General features: G+C 58.7%; 28 protein-coding genes and 2 pseudogenes. 20 read left to right on the plus strand and 10 right to left on the minus strand.

Annotated elements, in window-relative coordinates; genetic code table 11:
- Nucleotides 1-49: 49 nt before the first annotated feature.
- Entirely contained in the window at nt 50-259 is a 210-nt protein-coding gene (locus tag ACKLKD_RS01325) for a DUF1471 domain-containing protein (RefSeq protein ID WP_002916131.1), read from the plus strand.
- Nucleotides 260-354: 95 nt separating this feature from the next.
- Here ACKLKD_RS01325 and ACKLKD_RS01330 read toward each other — a convergent pair whose 3' ends face one another.
- Entirely contained in the window at nt 355-1,251 is an 897-nt protein-coding gene (locus ACKLKD_RS01330; RefSeq protein ID WP_080924654.1) for an EamA family transporter, read from the minus strand.
- A gap of 81 nt (nt 1,252-1,332) precedes the next feature.
- On the opposite strand from ACKLKD_RS01330, the gene ACKLKD_RS01335 reads away from it, so the two are divergent.
- On the plus strand, nt 1,333-1,839 hold the full coding sequence (locus ACKLKD_RS01335) for a MarR family winged helix-turn-helix transcriptional regulator (protein ID WP_087804668.1): 507 nt from the start codon (nt 1,333-1,335) through the stop codon (nt 1,837-1,839).
- Here the strand turns inward: ACKLKD_RS01335 and ACKLKD_RS01340 are convergent.
- Nucleotides 1,836-2,792, minus strand: coding sequence for a nickel/cobalt transporter (locus ACKLKD_RS01340; RefSeq protein ID WP_087804690.1), 957 nt, complete (start codon nt 2,790-2,792; stop codon nt 1,836-1,838). The genes ACKLKD_RS01335 and ACKLKD_RS01340 overlap by 4 nt on opposite strands.
- 395 nt (nt 2,793-3,187) lie before the next feature.
- Here ACKLKD_RS01340 and ACKLKD_RS01345 point away from each other — a divergent pair, with 395 nt between their 5' ends.
- The 12 genes and pseudogenes from ACKLKD_RS01345 to ACKLKD_RS01400 form a co-directional block, all read left to right on the plus strand.
- Nucleotides 3,188-3,433, plus strand: a complete 246-nt coding sequence (locus tag ACKLKD_RS01345) for a hypothetical protein (protein ID WP_080924656.1) — start codon at nt 3,188-3,190, stop codon at nt 3,431-3,433.
- 400 nt (nt 3,434-3,833) lie between these two features.
- The gene (locus tag ACKLKD_RS01350) at nt 3,834-4,082 is read left to right on the plus strand and encodes a hypothetical protein (protein ID WP_042930031.1); all 249 of its coding nucleotides are present in this window, start codon (nt 3,834-3,836) and stop codon (nt 4,080-4,082) included.
- Between the two features lie 150 nt (nt 4,083-4,232).
- The gene (fimB, locus tag ACKLKD_RS01355) at nt 4,233-4,838 is read left to right on the plus strand and encodes a type 1 fimbria switch DNA invertase FimB (RefSeq protein WP_025714772.1); all 606 of its coding nucleotides are present in this window, start codon (nt 4,233-4,235) and stop codon (nt 4,836-4,838) included.
- A 463-nt stretch (nt 4,839-5,301) separates the two neighbouring features.
- Nucleotides 5,302-5,910 carry a type 1 fimbria switch DNA invertase FimE gene (fimE, locus tag ACKLKD_RS01360; protein WP_025714771.1) on the plus strand — a complete coding sequence of 203 codons (609 nt, stop codon included), beginning with the start codon at nt 5,302-5,304 and terminating at the stop codon, nt 5,908-5,910.
- Nucleotides 5,911-6,391: 481 nt separating this feature from the next.
- Nucleotides 6,392-6,940 carry a type 1 fimbrial major subunit FimA gene (gene fimA / locus ACKLKD_RS01365; RefSeq protein ID WP_087804670.1) on the plus strand — a complete coding sequence of 183 codons (549 nt, stop codon included), beginning with the start codon at nt 6,392-6,394 and terminating at the stop codon, nt 6,938-6,940.
- Between the two features lie 70 nt (nt 6,941-7,010).
- Entirely contained in the window at nt 7,011-7,547 is a 537-nt protein-coding gene (locus ACKLKD_RS01370) for a fimbrial protein (protein ID WP_025714769.1), read from the plus strand.
- A 49-nt stretch (nt 7,548-7,596) separates the two neighbouring features.
- The gene (locus ACKLKD_RS01375) at nt 7,597-8,301 is read left to right on the plus strand and encodes a fimbria/pilus periplasmic chaperone (protein WP_165931769.1); all 705 of its coding nucleotides are present in this window, start codon (nt 7,597-7,599) and stop codon (nt 8,299-8,301) included.
- Nucleotides 8,302-8,382: 81 nt separating this feature from the next.
- Complete coding sequence (locus tag ACKLKD_RS01380; protein WP_080897044.1) at nt 8,383-10,995, plus strand: fimbrial biogenesis usher protein; 2,613 nt, start codon at nt 8,383-8,385, stop codon at nt 10,993-10,995.
- Between the two features lie 10 nt (nt 10,996-11,005).
- Nucleotides 11,006-11,533: a fimbrial protein gene (locus ACKLKD_RS01385; RefSeq protein WP_025714766.1), complete on the plus strand. Its 528-nt coding sequence runs from the start codon at nt 11,006-11,008 to the stop codon at nt 11,531-11,533.
- A gap of 27 nt (nt 11,534-11,560) precedes the next feature.
- Entirely contained in the window at nt 11,561-12,046 is a 486-nt protein-coding gene (locus ACKLKD_RS01390) for a fimbrial protein (RefSeq protein ID WP_165931852.1), read from the plus strand.
- A 17-nt stretch (nt 12,047-12,063) separates the two neighbouring features.
- Entirely contained in the window at nt 12,064-12,969 is a 906-nt protein-coding gene (locus ACKLKD_RS01395) for a fimbrial protein (RefSeq protein WP_032416394.1), read from the plus strand.
- Between the two features lie 16 nt (nt 12,970-12,985).
- Nucleotides 12,986-13,159 (plus strand): annotated as a pseudogene (locus ACKLKD_RS01400) (fimbrial protein); the annotation flags it as partial.
- Between the two features lie 83 nt (nt 13,160-13,242).
- Here ACKLKD_RS01400 and ACKLKD_RS01405 read toward each other — a convergent pair.
- Together ACKLKD_RS01405 and yjdI are read right to left on the minus strand one after the other, a co-directional pair.
- Entirely contained in the window at nt 13,243-13,515 is a 273-nt protein-coding gene (locus ACKLKD_RS01405) for a GNAT family N-acetyltransferase (protein ID WP_002916201.1), read from the minus strand.
- Nucleotides 13,516-13,526: 11 nt separating this feature from the next.
- The gene (gene yjdI, locus ACKLKD_RS01410; RefSeq protein WP_087804694.1) at nt 13,527-13,757 is read right to left on the minus strand and encodes a 4Fe-4S mono-cluster protein YjdI; all 231 of its coding nucleotides are present in this window, start codon (nt 13,755-13,757) and stop codon (nt 13,527-13,529) included.
- A 223-nt stretch (nt 13,758-13,980) separates the two neighbouring features.
- Here yjdI and ACKLKD_RS01415 point away from each other — a divergent pair, with 223 nt between their 5' ends.
- From ACKLKD_RS01415 to ACKLKD_RS01430, 4 genes are read left to right on the plus strand one after another with little or no spacing between them, the layout of a single operon-like run.
- On the plus strand, nt 13,981-14,253 hold the full coding sequence (locus ACKLKD_RS01415; RefSeq protein ID WP_008806389.1) for a YtcA family lipoprotein: 273 nt from the start codon (nt 13,981-13,983) through the stop codon (nt 14,251-14,253).
- Nucleotides 14,254-14,259: 6 nt separating this feature from the next.
- On the plus strand, nt 14,260-15,285 hold the full coding sequence (gene mdtN / locus ACKLKD_RS01420) for a multidrug transporter subunit MdtN (protein WP_025714762.1): 1,026 nt from the start codon (nt 14,260-14,262) through the stop codon (nt 15,283-15,285).
- A gap of 12 nt (nt 15,286-15,297) precedes the next feature.
- Entirely contained in the window at nt 15,298-17,223 is a 1,926-nt protein-coding gene (gene mdtO, locus ACKLKD_RS01425) for a multidrug efflux transporter permease subunit MdtO (RefSeq protein ID WP_087804676.1), read from the plus strand.
- Nucleotides 17,220-18,668 carry an MdtP family multidrug efflux transporter outer membrane subunit gene (locus ACKLKD_RS01430; protein WP_080897041.1) on the plus strand — a complete coding sequence of 483 codons (1,449 nt, stop codon included), beginning with the start codon at nt 17,220-17,222 and terminating at the stop codon, nt 18,666-18,668. Before mdtO ends, ACKLKD_RS01430 begins: the two co-directional genes overlap by 4 nt.
- Nucleotides 18,669-18,932: 264 nt before the next feature.
- Here the strand turns inward: ACKLKD_RS01430 and ACKLKD_RS01435 are convergent, their stop codons facing one another.
- The 5 genes from ACKLKD_RS01435 to ACKLKD_RS01455 all read right to left on the minus strand — a co-directional run bounded on the left by ACKLKD_RS01435 (nt 18,933) and on the right by ACKLKD_RS01455 (nt 23,573).
- Nucleotides 18,933-19,232, minus strand: coding sequence for a DUF1889 family protein (locus ACKLKD_RS01435; RefSeq protein ID WP_025713585.1), 300 nt, complete (start codon nt 19,230-19,232; stop codon nt 18,933-18,935).
- Between the two features lie 184 nt (nt 19,233-19,416).
- On the minus strand, nt 19,417-20,970 hold the full coding sequence (locus tag ACKLKD_RS01440) for a peptide MFS transporter (protein ID WP_080897040.1): 1,554 nt from the start codon (nt 20,968-20,970) through the stop codon (nt 19,417-19,419).
- Between the two features lie 496 nt (nt 20,971-21,466).
- Nucleotides 21,467-21,889 (minus strand): glutaredoxin-dependent arsenate reductase, encoded by a 423-nt coding sequence (arsC, locus tag ACKLKD_RS01445; RefSeq protein WP_025713592.1) that lies wholly within the window; start codon nt 21,887-21,889, stop codon nt 21,467-21,469.
- Nucleotides 21,890-21,898: 9 nt separating this feature from the next.
- A complete protein-coding gene (locus ACKLKD_RS01450; protein ID WP_025713593.1) occupies nt 21,899-23,191 on the minus strand; it encodes an arsenic transporter in 1,293 nt (430 codons plus the stop codon).
- Nucleotides 23,192-23,243: 52 nt separating this feature from the next.
- The gene (locus tag ACKLKD_RS01455; RefSeq protein WP_025713594.1) at nt 23,244-23,573 is read right to left on the minus strand and encodes a metalloregulator ArsR/SmtB family transcription factor; all 330 of its coding nucleotides are present in this window, start codon (nt 23,571-23,573) and stop codon (nt 23,244-23,246) included.
- 218 nt (nt 23,574-23,791) lie between these two features.
- Here ACKLKD_RS01455 and ACKLKD_RS01460 point away from each other — a divergent pair.
- Both ACKLKD_RS01460 and ACKLKD_RS01465 read left to right on the plus strand, forming a co-directional pair.
- A pseudogene (locus tag ACKLKD_RS01460) lies at nt 23,792-24,085 on the plus strand (YciI family protein).
- Nucleotides 24,086-24,103: 18 nt separating this feature from the next.
- Complete coding sequence (locus tag ACKLKD_RS01465) at nt 24,104-24,676, plus strand: DUF1349 domain-containing protein (protein WP_087804678.1); 573 nt, start codon at nt 24,104-24,106, stop codon at nt 24,674-24,676.
- A gap of 3 nt (nt 24,677-24,679) precedes the next feature.
- Here the strand turns inward: ACKLKD_RS01465 and ACKLKD_RS01470 are convergent, their stop codons facing one another.
- Nucleotides 24,680-24,946, minus strand: a complete 267-nt coding sequence (locus ACKLKD_RS01470; RefSeq protein ID WP_025713597.1) for a hypothetical protein — start codon at nt 24,944-24,946, stop codon at nt 24,680-24,682.
- Between the last annotated feature and the right edge of the window lie 106 nt (nt 24,947-25,052).

Genomic DNA, 25,052 nt, shown 5'->3' on the forward strand with positions numbered 1-25,052 from the left:
ATCGAAAGCAAACACGCTTTCCACCATAAAAGTTAAAAGGATAAACACCATGAAAAACGTAAAATTACTCGCCGCTGCCGGTATGCTCTCTCTGGTTTCTTTCGCTAGCTTCGCTCACCCGGTGAGCGTCACTGCTGACACCCTGGATAGCGCAGAAGCGAAAATCGCAACCATTGCGAAAGAACAAGGTGCTTCCTATCACATCACCGAAGCGTACACCGGCAACCAGGTCCATATGACCGCCGAGCTGTCTAAATAAGCGAATGGTTGCAGAGGGAGCTGCCGGACAGGCCGCCTGCGGGTGGCTGGTCTGGCTCCCGCCGCCCACCCCGCACACAGCAATGTCGAGCCCCGTTATGGGGCTTTTTTCGTTTTTGCTCCCGCCGCCTGGCGCGCCAGCGCGCGCTGGATAGACAACACGCTCGCCAGCACCACGATCAGTCCCACCAGCGCCATTCCCTGGATCGTTTGTCCAAGAAATATCCATCCCAGCACCACGGCGGTCACCGGGCTCAGCAGACTCATCGCCGACACCGCCACCGGCGAGAGGCGACCAATTCCCCGGAACCACAGACCATAGGCCAGCATCGCACCCGCCACGCACAGCCACAGATAGCCTGCGACCTGCAGCGCGGTCACCTGATGCAGAGGAGGATCAACGAGCAGCGCCACCGGGGCCAGTACCACCCCACCGATCGCCAGCTGCCAGCCGGTCAACGCGACAATCGGCAAGGAGAGCGCCCAGCGGCGGGAAAGCCAGGTGCCCAGCGCCATACTGATCGCGCCGAGAAACGCCGCGCCGATACCCAGCGGGTCGAGGACGGTGTGCGGCGACAGCAGCAGCATGGCCATACCGAGTATACCGGCGATGGCGGAGAACACCGCCAGCCAGGGCGAACGCTGCCGGTCTACGCACCAGGCGAGGAGCATCACCAGCAGCGGCTGGATCGCGCCAATCACCGCCGCCAACCCGCCGGGTAAGCGATAGGCGGCGATAAACAGCAGCGCCTGAAAAGCGCCGATGTTTAAAATACCGGTGACGATAAGCTTTACCCATTCGCCGCGCTGTGGAAAGCGGCGGCTCCAGATCAGCAGAGCGATTCCTGCCGGCAACACCCGCAACAGCGCAGCGATAAAGGGTCGATCCGGGGGAAGAAACTGGGAGGTGACGATGTAGGTCGTTCCCCAGATAGCGGGCGCCAGCGCCGTCAGCAGTAAGTCGAGCATCAAACTACGCGTGAGAAATGCCATGATTTTATCTTCACTTCAAGGTAAATTGGTGACGGAAGTATGTACCGCAATGTATCTTGATATCAAGACAAGTGAGCACTGATGGACAAATCACCGCTGAACGACGCCGTTGATCGCATTCGCGCCCAGTGGCAGCGGGAGCGACCCGATCTGGACTGCAGCCCGATGGGACCAATTGGCCGTCTGAAACGATGCGCCATGCTGCTGGAGCCGCAGGTGGAAGTGGCCTTCACGCGTCACGATCTGGTGCGCTGGGAGTTTGACATGCTGGCGACGCTGCGCCGTGCCGGGGCGCCTTTCATTCTCTCACCGACTCAGCTCTTCTCGACGCTGATGATCACCTCCGGCACCATGACTCATCGTTTAAAGGCGCTGGAGAAACGCGGGTTTATTACCCGCCTGCCGAACCCGGAGGACGCCCGCAGTATGCTGGTCGCCCTGACGCCGGTCGGACGCGAGCGGATCGATCGGGCAGTGGAGAGCCATGTCGACAACGAACGACAGCTGCTGGCAGGACTCAGCGACGGCGAACGCCAGCAGCTGGATCAGGCGCTGCGGGTGTTGATGCGCCTGCTGGAAACGGGCTAACAGCCCGCCGCAATAAAGTCGCCGTTGGCGCTGATCGGTACCACGGTGAAAAACAACCCCACGGCAAAGAGGAGCAGCGCCAGACCGCCGAGGATCTTCACCAGCGGCACCAGCCAGGGCCGCGGGCGGTGAGTCGTGGTCAGCCGCTTGACCGTTCGATGACGCGCATAGTGAACCAGCAGCGACAGACCAAGGATCGAAAGTCCGGTGCCCAGCGCCATGCTCATCACTGCGGCGATGCCCCAGCTGACAATCCCCAGCGCGTTGGCAAATAACAGGATCATGATAGCCCCGCTGCAGGGCCGGGCGCCGATAGCCAGCACCACGCCAAGGCGCGTCTTCCAGTCAGCGCCCTGCAGATCCTGCCCCACGCCGTGATGGCCGCAGCCGCACGAGGCGTCATGCTGATGCGCTGGCGTCAGGCGGCGAATCACCTGTTTTGCCGGCCACAGATTTTGCAGAGCGCGAAAGATAACGTAAACCCCAAAGGCGCCGATGGTCAGGGCGCTGATCTTCTCGACGTACCAGCGGCTGGCGCTAAGATCGCCGGCGGCCAGATTCAGCCCCACCGCAAGAATAAAGACGAAGAGTATCGCAGTGACCCCTTGCAACACGCTGCCGAGAAAGGGCACTACCCGCGCCGCCGTCAGGCTCTCCTGATTGGTGCTGAGGTAGGTCGTCACGATAAACTTGCCGTGTCCCGGTCCGATGGCGTGCAGCACACCATAGAGAAAGGCGCCTACCAACAGCCAGACGCCGCCGCTATATTGATGGTTGTTCAACAACAGAAGGTACATCACCAGGTAGCGATGCAGGGTAATTTGCGTGGCGAGACACCACTGGAGAAAGTCGCCCCAGTGGCTGTGCAAGGTGATGCCTGCGGCCAGCAGCAGAAGGCCGCCGCTCCCGGCCGCCAGCAGACGCCAGTCGCGGTGCTGAATCGGAGTCGTCATCATTATGCCATTGTAGAAAACGTAAACCGCCTGATGGCAACTTCACATCAGGCGAACGATGTGTCTGCTCTGAAGGGCGGGGAATTTATCGCAGCTTTTCACATGACTGTTCATGGTCACAGGCTCCGCATTATCTACCGGTCGCTGCCTTCTCTACACCATGTTAGCGCAAAATGCCGCAATATCTTCAGCATACCCTCGACATCTCTTTTAATGAGTTATTGGTTAGCGCTTACCCATACCCTGTAAAACGAAAATTGACGCGCAAAATTACAGATAAAAATAAATAACTTATTTCTGTCCGGGCATTTTTTGTCATTTATTATGCAGCGCGTCCGGCAAGAATATCCTTTAACTGCTATTTATTTATGGTGCTTTTCAACAGGACCACTCCCATGAAAAGAGGCTTACTTACCCTGGTCTGCATTACGCTACTGGTACCCTCGCTTGCCGCACACGCCACCTGGCGTGGCGACAAACGCCAGGACGCCCGCGATATCCGCCAGGATAGTCGCGAACAAGGTCGTGATACCAAACAGGAATGCGTCCGCAATAACAATCAAAGCAACGCCAGCTGTCGTCATGATAAACGGGAAAATCGCCGTGAAGGTCGCCAGGAGGCACGTGACGAAAAATGGTGAACCGGCAGGCTTCGGCGTATGCTGGATGTGAGTCCTTCCCGCGCCGAAGCCGTTAATTCTCCCCTGATACTTCCATCGCCAACCTGACGTTCCTGGCATGCAGCTTATTCTTAACAGGCAAGCGGGCATTCCAGCCAACCGTCAGACCCTATAGCAACACTAACCTGTTCTCTTCTTCCCCCCATTGCTATCTCCCTGCTGACGCTGACTGTGACGGTTATAATCTCATTCACCGCACGCCCCAGCTTAAGCTTACCCATTGAAATAGGGCGTAAAGCGCCCTATTACAGACAATGCTATTATCACCAGGCTTTTTGCAGTATGGTTTAATTGCTGTTGTAGTTTTGCAGTGAATGCTATCCAGACGACTTAAGGTTGTATTTTGTCTGAGAAATTTCTCATGCCATTCCCGAAGGTTGTCGGTGCGGGAGGCTGGTTTACTGGGTTGACGTTGCCCAGCAGACAGGCAATAAATCACGACGGCATTGATAGCCGCCTTGCCGTGGCCGGAAGCCCGTGCCTTCATCAACATGCGGGCATCATCAAGAGGATCAGGGATGTACAGGACGTGGAAACCCCCAGGAAAAATTCATCTGTTCAGCCAGCTCACCCTTTCTTTACCCTTCAGATTGCGGCCTCTTATCGTTAGCGATGGAGATAGCCCATGATACCGCTCATGTTCGTAGCAAATTAAAACGTTATCACCACGCTGTTTCAAAATAAAAAGGCAGTCAAATTTAACAATGACCTGACGCAGGCCCGGAAAGCGCAAAATATGCCTGCAATAAAAGGGAAAACCATGACGAATAACGCCGATATAAAAAAAAGGAACTTCCTGACTCAGAATGAAATCGAGTCTTTACTTAAAGCGGCCGATACCGGTCCTTATGCTGCACGTAATTATTGCCTGACATTACTGTGCTTCATCCATGGTCTACGCGCCAGTGAGATCTGCCGTCTACGAATATCGGATATCGACCTTGCTGCCCGATGTGTTTACATCCATCGGCTAAAAAAAGGGTTTTCGACCACCCACCCGTTGCTGGATAAAGAGATCCACGCCCTAAAGCGCTGGCTGGCCATTCGCAGCAGCTGGCCGCAGGCCGCCAGCGAATGGCTGTTTCTCTCCCGCAAAGGCAATCCCCTCTCCCGCCAGCAGTTTTATCAGATTATCGCCTCCTCAGGGGGACTGGCGGGGCTGCCGCTGGAGATCCACCCGCACATGCTGCGGCACTCCTGTGGCTTTGCGCTGGCGAATATGGGGATCGATACCCGCTTGATTCAGGATTATCTCGGGCATCGCAATATCCGCCACACCGTCTGGTATACCGCCAGTAATGCGGGACGCTTCTATGGCATCTGGGACAATACCCGTGACAAACAGCGATCGTCGCTGATCCAATAGCATTGACGCCACGGATGGCGTTGTATCGCGAGCGGCCGACCAATTAAAGTATCCCTTATTATTAACCCTCTGTTAATTAGGATTACTGTTCCCACAAGTTCTTATTTAATCCTTATGTCTGAGAGTTAATATAACCCTGCGTTTATTCAGGAATAGGCTCGGGTATTAATTGCAGGAGAGAATTTTCGCATCGTTGTCTTTAATGGCGACTGACCATCAAAATATCCTTTCATTTTATACACCTGGCACCAACCCGTGCAGATGCTATTGAGCCGACGATTAAAATCTTTAAAATTAAGAATTATCGCCCGGCGATATTTTTAGTGTCTGTCAATATAATGTGTTATCAATTCGTGATTAATCATCTTCACCCTGTACCGTTTTAGCATTACCGATCCTTTTCGTCATAGCGTATGGCTTCGCTGTGACGGTCACTCATACCTATTTTCCAGGAGCAACTATTGTGAATCGACGTCGTTTTCTTACCGCCAAAGAAGTTCAGGCCATGATGCAGGCCGCTCGTCAGGGCCCCACCGGCGAACGGGACTACTGCCTCATCCTGCTGGCCTTTCGCCATGGCATGCGCATCAGCGAACTGCTGGATCTGCATTATCACGATCTGGACCTGCATGAAGGGCGGGTTAATGTACGGCGGTTAAAGAATGGTTTTTCGACGATTCATCCGCTGCGCTTTGATGAGCGCGAGGCGATTGAGCGCTGGAGTCTGGTCCGTGCCGGCTGGAAAGCGGCGAACAAGACTGACGCGCTGTTTATTTCCCGTCGCGGTACAGCGCTCTCCCGCCAGCAGGCGTATCGTATTATTCGCTCCGCCGGCGAAAATGCGGGCACCGTCACGCACACCCACCCCCATATGCTGCGTCACGCCTGCGGCTACGAACTGGCGGAAAGAGGGACAGATACCCGTTTGATACAGGATTATCTGGGACATCGTAATATTCGTCACACGGTACGCTACACCGCCAGTAATGCGGCACGTTTCGCTGGAATATGGGAAAGAAATAATCTTTTAGAGGAAAAAGAGCCAAAAACGAAAAATGAATTAACTGATTGATTTTAAATCATTAAATAAATGACGAACAGGTCAATTGGGGCCAAACTGTTTATATCATAAAAATGTTTTGACATATTTTGCAACTCACTGCGCCATATTTCTGCAGAAAAATTCATATCCAATTGATTATTATCCATTTTTAAACCTGCGATTACTCACTTTTCTCTTACCAGATTTCTGCCGCACCGGCGATCCGCCGCCCGCGCCATCACTCTTCCTTTCTCCCCCCGGCCAACCTCCTTCAGACAATACATCCATTAAAAGATTACTTTTAGGCGTTTTATTCCATAAAAACGCCATAGACAAACTTAAAACAGGCCACTTATGCCAACGAGTCAAAATGGCCCCAATTGTCTCATCGATTGGGCGAAAACTGTGCAGAGCCGGCAGCCTGACGACTCGGCTGAAATCTGAAATGCCTGGAAGGCACAACGGCTGCCAATCCGGTTCGTTATTTCGACATCGTTCAAAGGAAAACAGTATGAAAATCAAAACACTGGCAATGATTGTTGTGTCAGCCCTGTCACTGAGCTCCGCGGCAGCTCTGGCCGATACCACCACGGTCAACGGCGGAACCGTGCATTTTAAAGGAGAAGTCGTCAATGCGGCCTGTGCAGTGGATGCCGGCTCTATCGATCAAACCGTTCAGTTAGGCCAGGTGCGTTCCGCGAAACTGGCCACGGCAGGGAGCACCAGTTCGGCCGTCGGTTTCAACATCCAGCTGGATGATTGCGACACTACGGTAGCCACCAAAGCGTCCGTCGCCTTCGCCGGTACGGCCATCGACAGCAGCAATACCACCGTTCTGGCCCTGCAAAACTCTGCCGCCGGCAGCGCAACCAACGTCGGCGTGCAGATCCTCGACAACACCGGCACACCGCTGGCGCTGGACGGCGCCACCTTCAGCGCCGCGACCACGCTGAATGACGGCACCAACATCATCCCGTTCCAGGCGCGTTACTACGCGACCGGCGCAGCGACGGCGGGTATAGCGAACGCGGACGCCACGTTCAAAGTGCAGTACGAGTAAGACCCGAGTCTGGCAGGGAAGCCATTCGGGCCAGGAGGGCCCGCTCTCTATTTTCAACCGGAGTGAAACGATGCAGGGAATGAAATCTGGTCTGCTGCTGTTACTGCCTCCGCTGGCGCTGGCCGGCAATCAGTGGAACGTCACGCTGCCGGGGGGCAGCATGCGTTTTCAGGGCCTGATAATGGCGAGTTCCTGCCGGGTCGAAGCCGGCGATCGGCAGATGACGGTCAATCTGGGGCAGATCAGCAGTAATCGATTTCATGCTGTCGGCGAAGACAGCAACCCAATCCCTTTCGCGATTCATTTACAGGATTGCAGTACGGCGGTCAGCCAGCATGTGGGCGTGGCATTTCACGGCGTGGCTGATGGTAAAAATCCCGATGTGCTCTCGGTGGGCGAAGGCCCGGGGATCGCCAGCGGGATTGGCATTGCGTTGTTCGACAGTCAGGGCCAGCAGCTGCCGCTCAATCGTCCACCCGACCGCTGGGTATCGCTCTACCGTGGACCGACAACGCTAAATTTTGTCGCCAAATATCGGGCGACCGGACGCCAGGTGACCGGCGGCGCGGCCAACGCCCAGGCCTGGTTCTCATTGACCTATCAGTAATTAATCCGCAGACAAACAGGACAACACGGTGAGCAGACAAGGAGAAAACGTGAGAAAAATGGCAACGACGACACGCGGCATACTGGCGGGATGTGTGCTTTTCGTCGCCGGTGCGTTGAGCGCCAGCGCGCAGGCGGGCGTCGCGCTCGGCGCGACCCGGGTTATCTATCCGGCAGGACAGAAACAGGTCCAGCTGGCGGTGACCAATAATGATGACAACAGCACCTGGCTTATTCAGTCATGGGTGGAAAATGCCGATGGTCAGCGAGATGGCCGGTTTGTCATCACTCCTCCGCTGTTTGCCATGCAGGGCAAAAAAGAGAACACCCTGCGCATTATCGACGCCACTAATAACCAGCTGCCGCAGGATCGGGAAAGCCTGTTCTGGATGAACGTGAAGGCGATCCCCTCGATGGATAAATCAAAGCTCAGCAACAATACCCTGCAGCTGGCGATTATCAGCCGCATCAAGCTCTACTACCGTCCGGGAAAACTGGCCCTGCCTCCGGATCAGGCGGCGGAAAATCTGACCTTTAGCCGCAGCGGATCGTCGCTGACGCTGACGAACCCCACCCCCTATTACCTGACGGTGACCGAACTGAACGCCGGGACGCGCATTCTGGAAAACGCCCTCGTGCCGCCGATGGGCAAAACCAGCGTCAAGCTCCCCGCGGATGCCGGGAACACCATCACCTATCGCACGATTAATGATTACGGCGCGCTGACGCCGAAAATGAATGGCGTGCTGCGCTAACCCAGAAGCGCCCCGCCGCGCGGGACACGCTGCGCATGACCAGAAGCACTGACAGCCGGGCAACGTCGGACCGGAGGGATAATGTCACATCGAAAATATGGACTGGATCATTTAGGTTGCCGAGCTGCCCGGCGCCTGGTATCTCCGGCGCTGGCGCTGTGGCTCTGCTCACAGCCGTTTGCCGCGCGGGCGGACCTCTATTTTAACCCGCGCTTTTTAGCTGACGATCCGGCGGCGGTGGCTGACCTGTCGGGATTTGAAAAAGGTCAGGAGGTGCCGCCAGGCACCTATCGCGTCGATATTTATCTCAATAATGGTTTTATGACCACCCGGGACGTCACTTTCCAGGCCGATGCCCAGGGCCATGGTCTGTCGCCCTGCCTGACGCGCGGCCAGCTGGCGAGCATGGGGGTGGATAACGGGCGGGTTGCGGGCATGGCGACGCTGGACAGCACCGCCTGCGTACCGCTGACCACGCTTATCAGCGAAGCCACCACGCGCTTCGACGTCGGCCAGCAGCGCCTGTACCTCACCGTACCCCAGGCATTTATGGGCAACCATGCGCGCGGCTATATTCCGCCGGAGCTGTGGGATAACGGTATCACCGCCGGGCTGATTAACTATAACTTCACGGGCAATAACGTCCATAACACCACGGGCGGCAGCAGCCGTTACGCCTATCTGAATCTGCAGAGTGGCTTAAACCTGGGCGCCTGGCGTCTGCGCGATAACAGCACCTGGAGCTACAGCAGCGGCGGCAGCGCATCCTCCAATGAGAACCGCTGGCAGCACGTTAACAGCTGGCTTGAGCGGGACATCACGCCGCTGCGTTCGCGGCTCACCCTCGGGGATAGCTACACCAACGGCGATGTTTTCGACGGGATCAACTTCCGCGGCGCCCAGCTGGCCTCGGACGACAATATGCTACCGGACAGCCAGAAAGGCTTCGCGCCGGTGATCCACGGGATCGCCCGCGGCACGGCGCAGGTGTCAATCCGGCAAAACGGCTATGAAATCTACCAGAGCACGGTGCCGCCGGGGCCGTTTACCATCGACGATCTCTACGCCGCGGGCAATGGCGGCGATCTGCAGGTCACGATCAAAGAAGCGGATGGCTCCCGCCAGGTCTTCAGCGTGCCCTGGTCAACGGTGCCGGTTCTTCAGCGCGAAGGCCATACCCGCTTCGCCCTCACCGCCGGAGAGTACCGCAGCGGCAACAGCCAGCAGGAAACGCCCGATTTTTTCCAGGGCACGGCCATGCATGGCCTGCCGGCAGGCTGGACCCTGTACGGCGGCACCCAGCTGGCGGACCGCTATCGCGCCTTTAACCTCGGCGTGGGGAAAAATATGGGCTATTTCGGCGCCCTGTCGCTGGATGTCACCCAGGCCAACGCCACGCTGCCCGACGACAGCGAGCATCAGGGGCAGTCGGTGCGTTTTCTCTATAACAAATCCCTGGATGAGACCGGCACCAACCTGCAGCTGGTGGGCTACCGCTACTCCACCCGCGGCTACTATAACTTTGCCGATACCACCTACCGCCGAATGAGCGGCTACAGTGTGGAAACCCAGGACGGCGTTATTCAGGTAAAACCCAAATTTACCGACTACTACAATCTGGCTTACAGCAAGCGCGGCAAGGTGCAGCTGAGCGTGACCCAGCAGCTGGGGCGCACCGCCACCCTCTATCTCAGCGGTAGCCACCAGACCTACTGGGGCACCGACGATGCCGATGAGCAGCTGCAGGCCGGGCTCAACGCCGCCGTAGACGATATCAACTGGTCGCTGAGCTACAGCCTGACGAAAAACGCCTGGCAGCAGGGACGCGATCAGATGCTGGCGATCAACGTCAATATCCCCTTCAGCCACTGGCTGCGTTCCGACAGCCGCTCGGTCTGGCGGCACGCCAGCGCCAGCTACAGCCTGTCGCACGATCTCAATGGCCGCATGACTAACCTGGCGGGCCTGTACGGCACCCTGCTGGAAGACAACAACCTCAGCTATAGCGTGCAGACCGGCTATGCGGGCGGCGGCAACGGCGACAGCGGCAGCACAGGCTACACCGCTCTCAACTACCGCGGCGGCTACGGCAATGCCAACGTCGGCTACAGCCGCAGCGACGGCTTTAAGCAGCTCTACTACGGGGTGAGCGGCGGCGTGCTGGCGCACGCCAACGGCATCACCCTGAGCCAGCCGCTGAACGACACCGTGGTGCTGGTAAAAGCCCCCGGCGCCGGCGGCGTGAAAGTGGAAAATCAAACCGGGGTTCGCACCGACTGGCGCGGGTATGCCGTCCTGCCTTATGCCACTGAGTATCGCGAAAACCGGGTCGCGCTGGATACCAACACCCTGGCGGACAATGTCGACCTTGACGATGCGGTGGTTAGCGTGGTGCCCACCCATGGGGCGATCGTCCGCGCCAGCTTTAACGCGCAGGTGGGGATGAAGATCCTGATGACGCTGACCCATCGCGGTAAACCGGTGCCGTTTGGCGCCCTCGCCACCGGCGACAGCAACCAGAGCGGCAGCATCGTCGCGGACAACGGCCAGGTCTACCTGAGCGGAATGCCGCTGGCGGGCAAAGTGCGGGTGAAATGGGGCGATGGCCCGGACGCCCAGTGCGTGGCCGATTATCGTCTGCCGCCGGAGAGCCAACAGCAGGCGCTCAGTCAGCTGTCGGTCGCGTGCCGCTAAGGAGATCATGATGAGAACACTGCAGTATCTGCTGGGCGCCCTGTTCACCCTCGCCACACCAGCTGCGCTTGCCGCCGATAGCACGATCACCATCAGCGGCTATGTGCGCGACAACGCCTGCGCGGTAGCCGGGGAGTCGAAGGATTTCACCGTCGATTTACAGGATAACGCCGCGAAGCAGTTTTATGCCGTCGGGGCAACGACGCCGCCGGTGCCGTTCCGCATCGTGCTGTCGCCCTGCGGCACTTCCGTCACCGCGGTGAAGGTCGGCTTCACCGGCGTGGCGGACAGCGTTAACACCAGCCTGTTAAAACTCGACGCCGGCGCCTCGGCGGCGGCTGGAATGGGGGTGGAAATTCTCGACCAGCAGCAGTCCCGGCTGCCGGTCAATGCGCCGTCGTCAGCCATGTCCTGGACCACGCTGACCCCGGGCCAGACCAACATCCTCAACTTTTACGCCCGGCTGATGGCCACTCAGGTGCCCGTCACCGCCGGGCATGTCAATGCGACAGCGACATTCACCCTGGAATTTCAGTAAGCGGAGGCGGAAATGAAATGGACCCATGTGGGCTGGCTGCTGGCCGGCCTGTTAACCGCAAGCGCTTCCCTGCGGGCGGCCGACGTCACCCTCACCGTCAACGGCAAGGTGGTGGCCAAACCCTGCACGGTCTCCACCGTCAACGCTACCGTCGAGCTGGGCGATCTCTATACCTTTAGCCTGATCGCCGCAGGCTCGACATCGGCCTGGCACAGCGTGGCGCTGGATCTCAGCAACTGCCCCGTGGGTACTTCACGGGTGAAAGCCACCTTCAGCGGCACAGCGGACAGCACCGGCTATTACAAAAACCAGGGCACGGCGGGCAATATTCAGCTCGAACTGCAGAGCGAGGACGGCACCACGCTGAACAATGGCAGCAGTCAGTCGGTACAGGTGGATGAGGCCAGCCAGTCCGCTCGCTTCCCGCTGCAGGTCAGGGCGTTGTCCGTCAACGGCGGCGCCACGCAAGGCACCATTCAGGCGGTGATTAACGTCACCTATACCTACGCCTGAGCCAGGAGAGCATCATGATGAAAAAAATTATCCCCCTGTTCACCACCCTGCTGCTGCTGGGCTGGTCGATGAACGCCTGGTCCTTTGCCTGCAAAACGGCCACCGGGGCGACGATCCCCATCGGCGGCGGGTCAGCCAACGTCTACGTTAACCTGACCCCGGCGGTGAACGTCGGGCAAAACCTGGTGGTCGACCTCTCCACGCAGATTTTTTGCCATAACGACTATCCGGAAACGATCACTGACTACGTGACCCTGCAGCGCGGATCCGCCTATGGCGGCGTGCTGTCGAGTTTCTCCGGTACCGTGAAGTATAACGGCACCTCTTACCCGTTCCCGACCACCACGGAAACGGCGCGGGTGATTTATGATTCACGGACCGATAAACCCTGGCCCACGGTCCTGTATCTGACGCCGGTGAGCACTGCCGGCGGGGTGGCCATCACCGCAGGATCGTTAATCGCGGTGCTGATCCTGCATCAGACCAACAACTACAATAGCGACTCCTTCCAGTTCATCTGGAACATCTACGCCAATAACGACGTGGTGGTCCCCACCGGCGGCTGCGATGTCTCCGCCCGCGATGTCACCGTCACCCTCCCTGACTACCCGGGCTCAATGGCCGTGCCGCTCACCGTCCACTGCGCGCAGAGCCAGCAGCTGGGGTATTACCTCTCCGGCACCACCGCGGATAGCGCCAACGCGATCTTCACCAATACCGCCTCCGCCTCGCCGGCGCAGGGGATAGGCGTTCAGCTGACGCGCAACGGCAGCGCCGTGCCGGCGAACAGCACGGTCTCGCTGGGCACCGTCGGTACCTCGCCGGTCAACCTCGGCCTGACGGCCACCTATGCCCGGACCACAGGCCAGGTCACCGCCGGCAACGTACAGTCGATCATCGGCATCACCTTTGTCTATCAATGATGAGCGACTATATCCTCTCGCCCTGCTGCAAGGGCAGACGACAGACGAGCAGGCCCAACGTCTCGGATTAAGCCAGAAAACGCGTTACACCCAGCGGCTGGCCGGGATGAAAAAGCGGGTGGAATATCATCCGCATCTGGCTCCCCGCTTCCTGCGCACATCCGCACACTCACTGTCGGCGTTTGAACAGGCATGAGGGGAAGCGATGAGTGACTAAAGGCGTGGTTTGGCTGGCGAGAGAAAAGCGCACCGGTTGGCACCGGTGCCGGTACGTCAGGCGCGGATATCGTCGTATTCGCGGGTGTTATCGAATTCATGTTTGGCAAACGGGCAGAGAGGAATGATCTTCCGCTGCTCCTGGCGCATTTTTTCCACCACCTTCGCCACCAGCTGTTTTCCCACCCCCTGACCTTTCAGGCTGGGATCAACATCGGTATGCTCGATAATACTGAGGTGTTCGCCAGTGGGAACAAAAACAATTTCCGCCACCTGGTTTCCCTGCGCGTCGTTAACATAAAATTTGTTGTGCCCTTCCAGTATTTCCATCTTCTCCTCGCTTATTTATGACGATATTGCAGGGCGCCGCTCAGGCAGGTATCGATCACTTTTACCACCGTCGCGACATCCACTTCATCCGGGATAATCCACGGCTTACGCTTCAGGTTGAACAGTTTCGCGCTACCGCGCACGCAGTTTCCCGAGTGCTGACAAATCGCCGTATTAAAGTAGACGTCGATTTTCTCTCCGGTGTAGGCCCGGTAGCCGGCTTCCAGTAATTCTTTATCCATGACATTGCCTCGGTCTTTTTTATCTTGCAGGTTAAGCATAGCCCTCGCCGTGGCGGCTGACTATGCCTGAGCACGGCAACTGGCGCCAGGAGAGTGATTGGGCATGTTATTTCATGTTTTCTCGTCGCGTTAATTCACTTGGTCAATGATCGGTTGACTTTCATTCCCGCAACGAGGCGATTACACTCATGACACACTGGTAAGAGCACTCAGGGATGTTCCATTGAATCATATTGCTACCATAGCCCGCCCGGCGCGGTTACTGCTCGTCTTGCCGCTCTCCGGCTGCTCACTCTCACCAGCGATCCCGGTACTGGGCGCCGCGTTTCCAGGCTGGTTTTTCTGCTTGTTAGGCGGTGCGTTTTTACTGATCCCCTGCCATATCCTGATTACCCGTAAAGGCTGGCAGCCGCGCTTTTCTCCTCTGGTCTTCAGCTATGTCGCGCTGATGTTCCTGTTCGCCACGCTGCTGTGGTTTCTGTTTTTTGTTCACTGATCGCTTATGACAACTTCCCGCACTCCCCTGTTACGCAAAAAGTGGCCCCTGCTGGCGCTGGTCCTTGCCGCTATCCTGGCGCTGATCCTGGTTATCTGGCAGTTGCAAACCTCGCCGGAGACCAATGACGCCTATGTCTATGCCGATACCATCGATGTGGTGCCCGAGGTTAGCGGACGCATCGTGGAGATGCCCATACGCGATAACCAGCGGGTGAAAAAAGGCGATCTGCTGTTCCGCATCGACCCCCGTCCCTATCAGGCGATGCTCGATGACGCGAAAGCGCGGCTGACGACCCTCGACGCGCAGATCATGCTGACCCAGCGCACCATCAAAGCGCAGGAGTATAACGCCCAGTCGGTGGCGGCCGCCGTTGAGCGCGCCAGAGCGCTGGTCAAGCAAACCACCTCCACGCGCACCCGCCTTGAGCCGCTGGTGCCGCAGGGGTTTGCCTCCCAGGAAGATCTCGATCAGGCGCGCACCGCCGAGAAAGCGGCGCGCGCGGAGCTGGAGGCCACGCTGCTGCAGGCCAGACAGGCCTCGGCGGCCGTGACCGGCGTGGATGCCATGGTGGCGCAACGCGCCGGGATCCTGGCGCAAATCGCCCTCGCCGAACTGCATCTGGAATTTACCGAAGTGCGGGCGCCGTTCAACGGCGTAGTGGTGGCGCTGAAAACCACCGTCGGTCAGTACGCTTCAGCGCTGAAGCCGGTCTTTACCCTGCTGGATGACGATCGCTGGTATGTGATCGCGAACTTCCGCGAAACCGATCTGAACAACGTGCGCCCCGGCGTGGCGGCGCGGATCACCGTGATGACCAACCACAACCGCGCCTTTAACGGCGTGGTGGATTCGGTCGGCTCCGGCGTTCTTCCCGAAGGCGGGAGCGTCATTGAAGGGCTGCCGCTGATCCAGAAAAGCATTAACTGGGTTCACGTCTCGCAGCGCTTCCCGGTGAAAATCGCCGTCAGCGATCCCGATCCAGAGCTGTTCCGCATGGGCGCCTCGGCCAGCGCCGTGCTGCAGCCGTAGCCGGACAACGCGATGTTTCCTCTCGCCGATTTTTTACGCCAGGAACTGCGCGACGCGCCGGGACGCGCCAGCTACACGCTGCGCCTGACGCTGAGCTGCGCGGTGCTCATCACCCTGTTTATGACCCTGCAGATCCCCTTTCTGGCCGTTGCGCTGATCGTCGTGTTCTACGTTAGTCAGCCTAACGTGCTGATGATCAAGCTGGTCAGCGTGGTCTTTTTTGTCACCGTCACCGTGGCGCTCGGCGGCGTGTTGCTGATCATCAAGTGGACCTATGACTACCCGCTGATCCGCCAGGCCGCCTCGGTGGCGCTCTTTTTCTGCGCCCTCTATCTGATGCGGGTGCTGGGCAAGCTGGGGCTGGCTTTTTTCGTGGTGGCGCTGGCGGTGATTTACGCTCAGACCTTCCCGTCAATGACCAGTCAGAGCGAGATCCTGGTGCGGCTGCTGCTCTGGCTGTGGGTGGCGATTAACACCGCAATCCTGGTTACCCTGCTGGTCAACGCCTGTTTTCAGCAAGCTTTCCCCGGCAACCAGTTTAAGGCGCGTCTGGCGGAGATGCTGCAGGCAGTCGCCAGCCGGCTGGCAGCCCCGGGCGCGGAAACGCCGCCCACGTTCGGCGAGACCGCCGCACAGTTCAACCAGCTGCAGTCGCTGTTCGCCCAGGCTAGCCGGGCGACGCCGGAGATCGCCGCCGAACCGCAGGCCTGGCGCTCGCGGCTGGCCGCCACCCTGCGCTGCTATCAGCTGGCGGCCCTGCTGCAAGCGGACGAAGCGGATAGCGACGATCGCCAGCAGCTGTCGCAGGCGGTACTGCAGCTAAAGAACGCCCTTAGCGAGGGGCTGTTTGACGGCGCGATTCCTCCCCTGGCGCTCAGCGGTCGTGGCATTAATCGCGCGGTTCTGCAGGAGATGGCTTCCCTTCTGCAGCAGCTGGCGCAGGGTGAGCCCGTTGCCCTGCCGCAGGGGGAAGTGGAGAAGGCGCCTCTGCTGGCGCCGGACGCCTGGCGCAACCCGGCCTATCTCCATTTTGCGCTCAAGACCCTGCTGGCGACGCTAATCTGCTATGTCTTCTATACCGCTGCCGACTGGCAGGGACTGCACACCATTATGCTGAGCTGCGTCATCGTCGCCCAGCCGGGGCTGGGCGCCACGATGCAAAAGACATGGTTGCGCATCGGCGGGGCGCTGCTCGCCACCCTGCTGGCGCTGCTGTTAATTGTCTTTGTTCAGCCCTGGACCGATTCGCTGTCGGGCCTGCTGGCGATGTCCCTGCCGGTGCTGGCGCTGGCGGCCTGGATCGCCGCCGGCTCGGAGCGTATCGCCTACGCCGGGATCCAGATTGGCTTCACCTTTGCGCTGGCCTTCCTCAGCTGGTTTGGCCCGCTGACCAACCTCACCGAGCTGCGGGATCGGGTACTCGGCATTCTGCTCGGGGTGCTGGTCTCCTCCATCGTTCATCTCTATCTCTGGCCGGACAGCGAAGCGCCGCAGCTGAAATCCCGTCTTGCGGCACTTTATCGCCGACTGGCGGACTGCCTCGCCGCCCCGAAGGAGGCGGTTCCGCTGGCGCCCCTGTTTGTCGCCTTCACCGACAGCGAAGCGCTGCTCCATCGGGTTCGCGCTGAACCGCTGGGCACCTGGGCCCATCCCTGGCCACAGGCGAAAGACTGGCCGATGCGCGCCACCCTTGCTCAGGCCGAGGAGATCGCCCGCCTCAGCGAAGGCTACCGGCTCAACGCCGCGCCGGAAGACCCGACGCTGGCCCGCTGCGCCGAGCAGCTGCGGCGCTACGCCGAACGTATCGAACAGGAGGCGGCCGCACCTGACGGGACGCTGGCCGCCGATGTCAGTAACCCCTTTGGTCCGGCGCTGGCTGCCGCGCTGGCCACCCTGCCCGACTGGGGCCCGACTGAGCAACAGGCTAAAACGTCATGATGATGCTTCCTTTCCCCGCGCGACTGCGCGCGACTCTCTTTACCCTGACGCTAACGCTGCTCAGCGGCTGCGCGCTGATCCAGGATGAGCCGGCCCAGGTCGCCATCGTCAATCCGCAGCAGGCCCAGCTGGCGCAGGTGATCCACCTGGCGAACAGCGACTGGCCGGCAGCCCGCTGGTGGGAGGCCTATGATGATCCTCAGCTCAACATGTTGATCAACCGGGCGCTGCAGAACTCGCCGACCATGCAGGCCGCCCGACTGCGTATCTCCCAGTCGCAGTCCACGGTGGAGCTCGCCCGCTCGGCGATGGGCCTGCAGGCCACCGCCGTCGCGGCGCAAAACCGCCTGCGGATCACCGACAAATCCTTTAGCTGGCCCTACTCCTACTCCCTGCCGGTGGATAAGAATGGTCCCTGGTATACGCTGAACACCGTGGGCGTCGGGGCGCAGCTGAATATCGATCTCTGGGGAGCCGACCGCGCCCGGGTGGCCGCCGCCATTGGCGAGAAAAACGCCCGGCTGGCGGAGACCGCCGGCATTGAGCTTGATATCGCCAGCAGCGTGGCGCAGCTCTATTTCGCCATGCAGGCGACGTTCCAGAAAATCGCGCTGCTGCAGGAGCTGGAGGGTATTGCCCAATTCTCGGTAGCGGCCCATGAGCACCGGACCCAACGCGGTGTGGAAGACAGTGTGGATGTGGCCAATGCCCGGGCTGAGCAGCTCGCCGCCCGCCAGCAGATCATTAGCGCCGAGGGGATGCTGACCCAGTATCGTGAAACCCTGCGAGCGCTGATCGGCGCTGATGCGCAGAGCATGCCGGCGATCCATCCGGTGGCGCTGCCGGCGCTCCAGGAGACGCTGCCGCCGTCGCTCTCTTTCGAGCTGCTGGCCCGCCGTCCGGACCTGCAGGCGCTGCGCGGCTACGTGACTGCCTCCCTAAGCCAGGTCGATGCGGCGAAAGCGGCCTTCTATCCCCATTTTGATATCAAAGCGTTCTGGGGCTATAACGCCCTGAGCGTCGGGGATCTGTTTAAGTCCTCTTTCCAGCAGATCAACCTGCTGCCCGGGCTATATCTGCCGATCTTCGACGGCGGTCGTCTTAACGCCAACCTGCAGTCGGTGCGCACCGCCAGCAACATCCTGATCAAACAGTACAACCAGGCGGTGCTGGACGCAGTTCGCGATGTCGCCATCAGCTCCAGCCAGCTTAACGATCTGAACCAGCAGCGTGCGCTGCAGCAGCTAAAAGTCACCGCGGCGCAGACCACCACCGACAGCGCCCGCGCCCATTATCAGCGCGGCCTGCTCAGCCGCTACGCCGCCGAAGAGGCCCGCCGGGCGGTTCTCGCCCAGCAGCTGTTACTGCTGGATATTGAAGCGCAGCGGCTGAGCACCGACATTACCCTGATCAAAGCCCTGGGCGGCGGCTACCGCGGCCAGTAACAAAAATGCCTTCCCGGTGGGGAAGGCATTCAGACTGCAGACAAAGTGCAATCTTCAGAGATTGCCCGGCGGCGCTGTGCTTGCGCGGGCCTACAGCTAACTGCATAACTGTTTGATATTGCAGTCTTTAGTAGGCCGGGTAAGGCGAAAGCCGCCACCCGGCAGAAAGGCGAGCACAATAACGAAACAGGTTTGTCATTCGCCAGAATGCCTTCCCTGGTGGGGAAGGCATTAAACAGAAAGCGCGGGGTTGATACGCGGCGATTACACCAGAGCGCGCAGCTCCTCCTGCATATAGGTGGAAAAGAATTCCGGATGCTTAATCACCAGCCGTTCACCCGCGGCGACCCGTTCAGCCCATTCCGCTACTTTATCGGTAAACCCGGCGCTCCAGCCCTGCTGTTGGCCACGCGCAGCGACGTCGGCCGGGGAGGCTGGTACGCCCAGTTCTTTCAAATATTTGAGAATTCCCTTCGCGGTACTTTCATCCATAGACTGTGGTACTGGCTCAGACGTATTCATACCACCGATGAAATCCAATGCTTTATCAATGACTGCTGGCATAGGTGTGTCCTTATATTAACCACATAGTAAACCTGACTACACTATGGACCGGAAAGCGACGTGATTTCAAAGAACACGCTCACGTTATGGGACATCGCGCATTCAGAAAAGGGGATTTTGTTCTGCTGGGGCGGGGATTGGACAAAAAACAAGCCGGCCCCGTAGGGCCGGCCTGAGGAGTGCGTCAGGCGTTGCTGACGGATTTTTGCGCAGCGCTGGACCGACTGTTCTCCAGCATACGGCGGACCGGGACAATCAGCACGGCCAGCACGGCGGCGCAGATCAGCAGCGCGATGGAGCAGCGGGCAAAGAGATCCGGCAGCAGCGACAGCTGATCGGCCTTCACATGACCGCCAATCAGCCCCGCCGCCAGGTTACCCAGCGCGCTGGCACAGAACCACAGGCCCATCATCTGGCCGCGCATTCTTTCCGGGGCCAGCAGGGTCATGGTCGCCAGCCCAATCGGGCTCAGGCATAGTTCACCGAGCGTCAGCATCAGGATACTGCCCACCAGCCACAGCGGTGACACGCCGGCCCCACCGTTGCTCAGGACGTTCTGCGCTGCCAGCATCATCAGGCCAAAGCCCGCCGCCGCGCACAGGATACCAATCACGAATTTGGTCATACTGCCCGGACGCACGTTTTTACGCGCCAGCGCAGGCCACGCCCAGCTGAATACCGGCGCGAGCAGAATGATAAACAAGGCGTTAATCGACTGGAACCAGACCGCGGGGATCTCAAAATCGCCGATCATCCGGTTGGTGTAGTCGTTGGCAAACAGGTTAAAGGAGGTTGGTTTCTGTTCAAACGCGGACCAGAAAAAGGCCGCCGAGACCAGCAAAATAAAGCACACCAGCAGCCGCGCCCGCTCTTTACGATTCAGCCCGGCAAAGACAAAAAGCCAGATGAAATAGAGCGCCACGGAGGCGGCAATCACATAGACCAGCACGCTGGCCACCGCCACCGGGTTAATCACGATCGTGCCCAGGCTAATGAGCGTGACCAGCACCGCCACTCCCAGGGTCAGCGCCAGCAGCCACGCCCCAACGCCATTCTTTTTCGCCACCGGGCTGTTCCAGGTGGAATCGAGGCCGACTTCCGCGTCATAGCGCTTCATCGACGGCACGGCAAAGGCGCGGAAAATGACCAGCGCCACCAGCATCCCGATCCCCCCGATGCCAAAGCCCCAGTGCCAGCCATGGGATTTGATCAGCCAACCGGAGATCAAGGGCGCGATAAACGAGCCGATGTTAATCCCCATGTAGAACAGCGAAAAACCGCCGTCGCGGCGCGCGTCGCCTTTTTTATACAGGGTGCCGACCATCACTGAGATACAGGTTTTAAACAACCCGGAACCCAGGACGATAAACATCAGACCGATAAAGAACAGGTCGTTGCCCAGCCATGCCGACAGGGCGATTGACAGGTGCCCCAGGGCGATCAGGATAGAGCCGTACCAGACGGCCCGCTGCTGGCCAAGCCAGTTATCCGCCAGCCAGCCGCCGGGCAGCGCCGCCAGATACATACTGCCGGCAAAAATCCCGACGATCGCCGAGGCGTTCTCCCGCGCCAGTCCCATCCCGCCGTCGTAGACCGTCGCTGCCATAAACAGGATCAGTAAGGGACGGATCCCGTAAAACGAGAAGCGCTCCCACATTTCAGTGAAGAACAGGGAGCCCAGCGGATAAGGATGGCCGAAAAAGGTACGGCTTTCGTTTTTATTAACAGAGGAATGCATAAATTCTCCAGGTAAGGTGCGCCGCAGCGCAAGTTAACCGTATAAAGCAGGCTGACGATTTATAATTTGTTTGCATTAACATCAAACGCGAGCATTTTTAACCATTTGATAACCACACAATGGTTTTGTCCAGCCCCTTACCTTCCCTTTTTAGATGAAAAGTCGACAAACATCTAGTTTTATAGATTTAATGTTCGCAAAAACACAAACAACGTTGACTTTATATTTCCGGGTCAAAAACGTTAAATCATCAATTAAAAACAATACCTTAGATAATCAGCAAAGGACAAAGACGGCCGGTACAGACGCGGAAGATAACGGCAGGAAAAGTAAGGAAAATGGACCTAATGACGAGGAAATAACGTTAAGCGGCAATATTGCTCAGCAATGCTGACCTCCCCCTCGGGAGAGGCCCTGACTTTGCCCGGGGAATATTCCGCCAGGCCGGGACAACACGACGTACAGAAGATGTTGGAGGTAGCGGCTAAAACCGACGCTATTTCACTCGCCGCCCTGCGGCATCAATAACTGGCTCACCGTCTTCCTTCACGAATGCGCCTTTTTGCGTCGCCGCCAGGATCTCCAGCACCACCTCTGACGGGCGGCAGAGTCGGGTGCCCCGCGGCGTCACCACGATCGGACGATTAATCAGGATCGGATGCTGAAGCATAAAGTCGATTAACTGATCGTCAGTAAACCGGTCTTCCGCCAGTCCCAGCGCGTCATAGGGTTCAACGTTTTGCCGTAGCAGCGCACGTACCGGGATGGCCATCGCGGCAATCAGCTGGCGCAGCACATCACGCGACGGCGGCGTCTCCAGATAATGGATAATGACGGGCTCTTCGCCGCTGTTGCGGATCAGCGCCAGGGTGTTGCGCGACGTGCCGCACGCCGGGTTATGGTAAATGGTGATGCTCATAGTACGTACTCATGGCTGGTTAAAGGAGAGACGCAGCGCCAGCGCAGCCAGCGTCACAAGCAGCACCGGCAGGGTCATGGTGATGCCGCAGCGGAAATAATACCCCCATCCGATGGTGATGTGCTTATGCGCCAGCACATGCAGCCAGAGCAGCGTGGCCAGGCTACCAATCGGCGTGATTTTGGGCCCCAGATCGCAGCCGATGACGTTGGCATAAATCATGGCCTCTTTGATCGTTCCTGTGGCCGCGCTGCCATCAATCGACAGGGCGCCGACCAGCACGCTGGGCATATTATTCATTATTGAAGAGAGGAAGGCCGACAGGATACCGGTGCCCAGCGTCGCGGCCCAGAGCCCGCGCTCCGCCAGCATGTTCAGCACCGTGGTCAGATAATCCGTTAACCCGGCGTTTCGCAGGCCATACACCACCAGATACATTCCCAGCGAGAAGATCACGATCTGCCAGGGGGCGCCGCGCAGCACCTTGCCGGTGTTAATGACCCGCCCGCGCTTCGCGACAGCAAACAGGATCCCCGCTCCCGGCGCCGCGATGGCGCTGACTGGGATCCCCAGCGGGTCAAGAACGAAAAAACCAACCAGCAACAGCAGCAGCACGCCCCAGCCGGTGCGGAAGGTCGGCGGATCTTTTATCGCCGTGACCGGCGCTTTCAGTAACGCCATATCCCAGGCTGGCGGGATATCCTTGCGAAAGAACAGGTGCAGCATCGCCAGGGTGGTGAAGATCGCCGCGAGATCGACCGGCACCATCACCGAAGCGTACTCCCTGAAGCCGATGGCAAAGAAATCTGCCGAAACGATATTCACCAGATTCGACACCACCAGCGGCAGGCTGGCTGTATCGGCAATAAACCCGGCAGCCATAACAAAGGCCAGCATCGTTCCCTTGCTGAAACCCAGCGCCCGCAGCATGGCTATCACGATGGGGGTGAGGATCAGCGCCGCGCCGTCGTTAGCAAACAGCGCCGCCACCGCGGCGCCGAGCAGGATAATCCAGGTAAACAGCAGACGACCCCGCCCTCTTCCCCAGCGGGAAACGTGCAGCGCGGCCCATTCAAAAAAGCCGGACTCATCAAGCAGCAGGCTGATAATGATAACGGCGATAAAGGTAGCGGTCGCATTCCAGACGATATGCCACACCACCGGGATATCGGCTAACTGTACGCCACCGGTGGCCAGCGCCAGCGCCGCGCCAAAGGCCGCGCTCCAGCCGATCCCTAACCCCCGCGGCTGCCAGATCACCAGCACCAGGGTCAGGACAAAAATCGCACCTGCCAGCAACATTCTTCCTCCCGCCAATCACATTCGAAAAAACAGATGTATTTAGATAAATTTTTTACCGACAACCCGGCCCGCCAGCCAGTCTGCTGACCATCAGCCGCACATCGTCCTGCTGACTGAGCCAGGCCTGCTCTATCACCTGCGCCGCCCAGGCCGGCATCTGCGGAGAAAGGCGGTAATAGACCCATTTACCCTGTTTACGATCCAGCAGCAGGCCGCTCTCACGGAGCATCGCCAGATGGCGGGAGATCTTGGGCTGGGACTGGGCGAGCGCCGTACAGAGATCGCAAACACACAGCTCTCCCCGCGCCTTGAGCAGCAATACGATCCCCAGCCGGGTTTCATCGGCGAGGTTTTTGAACAGTTGCAGGGGCATTAAAGACATGATTTCTCCTCAAGCGTGATGGACAGCATACGGCACCACCAATAAAGATCAATATACATTCGAAAAATCATATATGTTTTTCACGCCAGCGATGAGCCTCCGTTGCGTGGCGACACGCCACCCCTTGCGCAATAGCACGGAAAAATGCCGCGTTTTCTTTTATCCACCATCGAAATATGTCAGGCTGGCGATCCCATTGGATTGCCAGGGTTTTTAGGATGAGTACGATTTATGTGGTTGTTTTAACGTATGTAAAACCGCTTGAAGAGGTGGATAATGCCATCCCCGCCCATGTCGAATAGCTCAAAAAGGGCTATGCTGACGGCCTCTTTCTTGCCTCCGGCCGCCGCCTTCCCCGCACCGGCGGGGTAATTCTGGCGAAATGCGCCAGCCGGGAGATCCTCGAGTCGCGTCTGCGGCAGGATCCGTTCCAGCAACTGGGCCTTGCCACAACAGAAATTATTCCCTTTGAGGCCAGCATGGCGTCACCCGTACTGCAGTCGCTGTTATAAGCGTATCCCGGAGGAAAAATGCAGCCGTCCTTTCACTGGATCAATGAACCTGCCGAGTGGCGCCGCGATACCGACGGCCTGACGGTGGTCACCGATAAGCATACCGACTTCTGGCGCCATACCTGGTATGGCTTCGAGCGCTTCTCTGGGCATCTTTATGCTACTGAGGTGGAAGGTGATTTTACCCTGCAGGCAAAAATATGTGCCGATTTCACCACCCTTTACGACCAGGCCGGACTAATGATGATGGCGGACGAGCGGACCTGGCTGAAGGCGGGGATTGAGTTTAATGACGATGCCCCGGCCATTGGTAGCGTACTGACGCTGACCCACTCCGACTGGGCCACCGGGCTTTTTCCCGGCGACCCGCGCACCTTCTGGCTGCGGTTGACCCGTAAAGGCGATGCGATAAGGCTGCAGTATTCAACCGACGGCGAACGCTGGCCGCTGCTGCGGCTGGGCTACTTTCCGCCAGGCCCGGTGAAAGCGGGCGTGATGTGCTGCTCACCGGAGCGCGGGGGACTGGCGGTTGAGTTTCAGGATATTCAGCTTTCCCCGCCATCAGACAAAGCACTGCACGATCTGAGCTAAACGCTAGCGGGAAGACCCGACTTTCTGTGCATCCTGGGGCCCGGGATTGCAAGGCTCGTGGGTGCCAGGCAGGTAAAAATGGCCGTGCTTATCGGGATCGGTGCCGCCCGGGCACCCTGCCCGGCCCGATGAGTTATCACTATCGCCGCCGTCCGAACCGTTTCCGCCGTCGGCGCCAGCTATCACCGACTGGCCATGATGGCCGCCATGCGCAGCACTGGCCGAAAACGCCACCAGCGCGAAGATACCGACCATGAAGCGTCTGCCCATTGATGTCTCTCCCTTATTTGTATTCCCAGCCTATGACGTTGGTGATGGGTTAAGCCGTTGAGCGGCAAAAGTCATCGCGATAAAAACCGCTTTATCCGCATGGAGT

The sequence above is a fragment of the Klebsiella sp. 10982 genome, assembly GCF_048589245.1.
Taxonomy (GTDB): domain Bacteria; phylum Pseudomonadota; class Gammaproteobacteria; order Enterobacterales; family Enterobacteriaceae; genus Klebsiella; species Klebsiella quasivariicola.

Coding starts and splice junctions, on each gene's coding strand:
- ACKLKD_RS01325 (WP_002916131.1), top strand. CDS start 50: ATGAAAAACGTAAAATTACTCGCCGCTGCCGGTATGCTCTCTCTGGTT.
- ACKLKD_RS01330 (WP_080924654.1), bottom strand. CDS start 1,251: ATGGCATTTCTCACGCGTAGTTTGATGCTCGACTTACTGCTGACGGCG.
- ACKLKD_RS01335 (WP_087804668.1), top strand. CDS start 1,333: ATGGACAAATCACCGCTGAACGACGCCGTTGATCGCATTCGCGCCCAG.
- ACKLKD_RS01340 (WP_087804690.1), bottom strand. CDS start 2,792: ATGACGACTCCGATTCAGCACCGCGACTGGCGTCTGCTGGCGGCCGGG.
- ACKLKD_RS01345 (WP_080924656.1), top strand. CDS start 3,188: ATGAAAAGAGGCTTACTTACCCTGGTCTGCATTACGCTACTGGTACCC.
- ACKLKD_RS01350 (WP_042930031.1), top strand. CDS start 3,834: ATGCCATTCCCGAAGGTTGTCGGTGCGGGAGGCTGGTTTACTGGGTTG.
- fimB (WP_025714772.1), top strand. CDS start 4,233: ATGACGAATAACGCCGATATAAAAAAAAGGAACTTCCTGACTCAGAAT.
- fimA (WP_087804670.1), top strand. CDS start 6,392: ATGAAAATCAAAACACTGGCAATGATTGTTGTGTCAGCCCTGTCACTG.
- ACKLKD_RS01370 (WP_025714769.1), top strand. CDS start 7,011: ATGCAGGGAATGAAATCTGGTCTGCTGCTGTTACTGCCTCCGCTGGCG.
- ACKLKD_RS01380 (WP_080897044.1), top strand. CDS start 8,383: ATGTCACATCGAAAATATGGACTGGATCATTTAGGTTGCCGAGCTGCC.
- ACKLKD_RS01385 (WP_025714766.1), top strand. CDS start 11,006: ATGAGAACACTGCAGTATCTGCTGGGCGCCCTGTTCACCCTCGCCACA.
- ACKLKD_RS01395 (WP_032416394.1), top strand. CDS start 12,064: ATGAAAAAAATTATCCCCCTGTTCACCACCCTGCTGCTGCTGGGCTGG.
- ACKLKD_RS01405 (WP_002916201.1), bottom strand. CDS start 13,515: ATGGAAATACTGGAAGGGCACAACAAATTTTATGTTAACGACGCGCAG.
- yjdI (WP_087804694.1), bottom strand. CDS start 13,757: ATGGATAAAGAATTACTGGAAGCCGGCTACCGGGCCTACACCGGAGAG.
- mdtN (WP_025714762.1), top strand. CDS start 14,260: ATGACAACTTCCCGCACTCCCCTGTTACGCAAAAAGTGGCCCCTGCTG.
- mdtO (WP_087804676.1), top strand. CDS start 15,298: ATGTTTCCTCTCGCCGATTTTTTACGCCAGGAACTGCGCGACGCGCCG.
- ACKLKD_RS01430 (WP_080897041.1), top strand. CDS start 17,220: ATGATGATGCTTCCTTTCCCCGCGCGACTGCGCGCGACTCTCTTTACC.
- ACKLKD_RS01435 (WP_025713585.1), bottom strand. CDS start 19,232: ATGCCAGCAGTCATTGATAAAGCATTGGATTTCATCGGTGGTATGAAT.
- ACKLKD_RS01440 (WP_080897040.1), bottom strand. CDS start 20,970: ATGCATTCCTCTGTTAATAAAAACGAAAGCCGTACCTTTTTCGGCCAT.
- arsC (WP_025713592.1), bottom strand. CDS start 21,889: ATGAGCATCACCATTTACCATAACCCGGCGTGCGGCACGTCGCGCAAC.
- ACKLKD_RS01450 (WP_025713593.1), bottom strand. CDS start 23,191: ATGTTGCTGGCAGGTGCGATTTTTGTCCTGACCCTGGTGCTGGTGATC.
- ACKLKD_RS01455 (WP_025713594.1), bottom strand. CDS start 23,573: ATGTCTTTAATGCCCCTGCAACTGTTCAAAAACCTCGCCGATGAAACC.
- ACKLKD_RS01465 (WP_087804678.1), top strand. CDS start 24,104: ATGCAGCCGTCCTTTCACTGGATCAATGAACCTGCCGAGTGGCGCCGC.
- ACKLKD_RS01470 (WP_025713597.1), bottom strand. CDS start 24,946: ATGGGCAGACGCTTCATGGTCGGTATCTTCGCGCTGGTGGCGTTTTCG.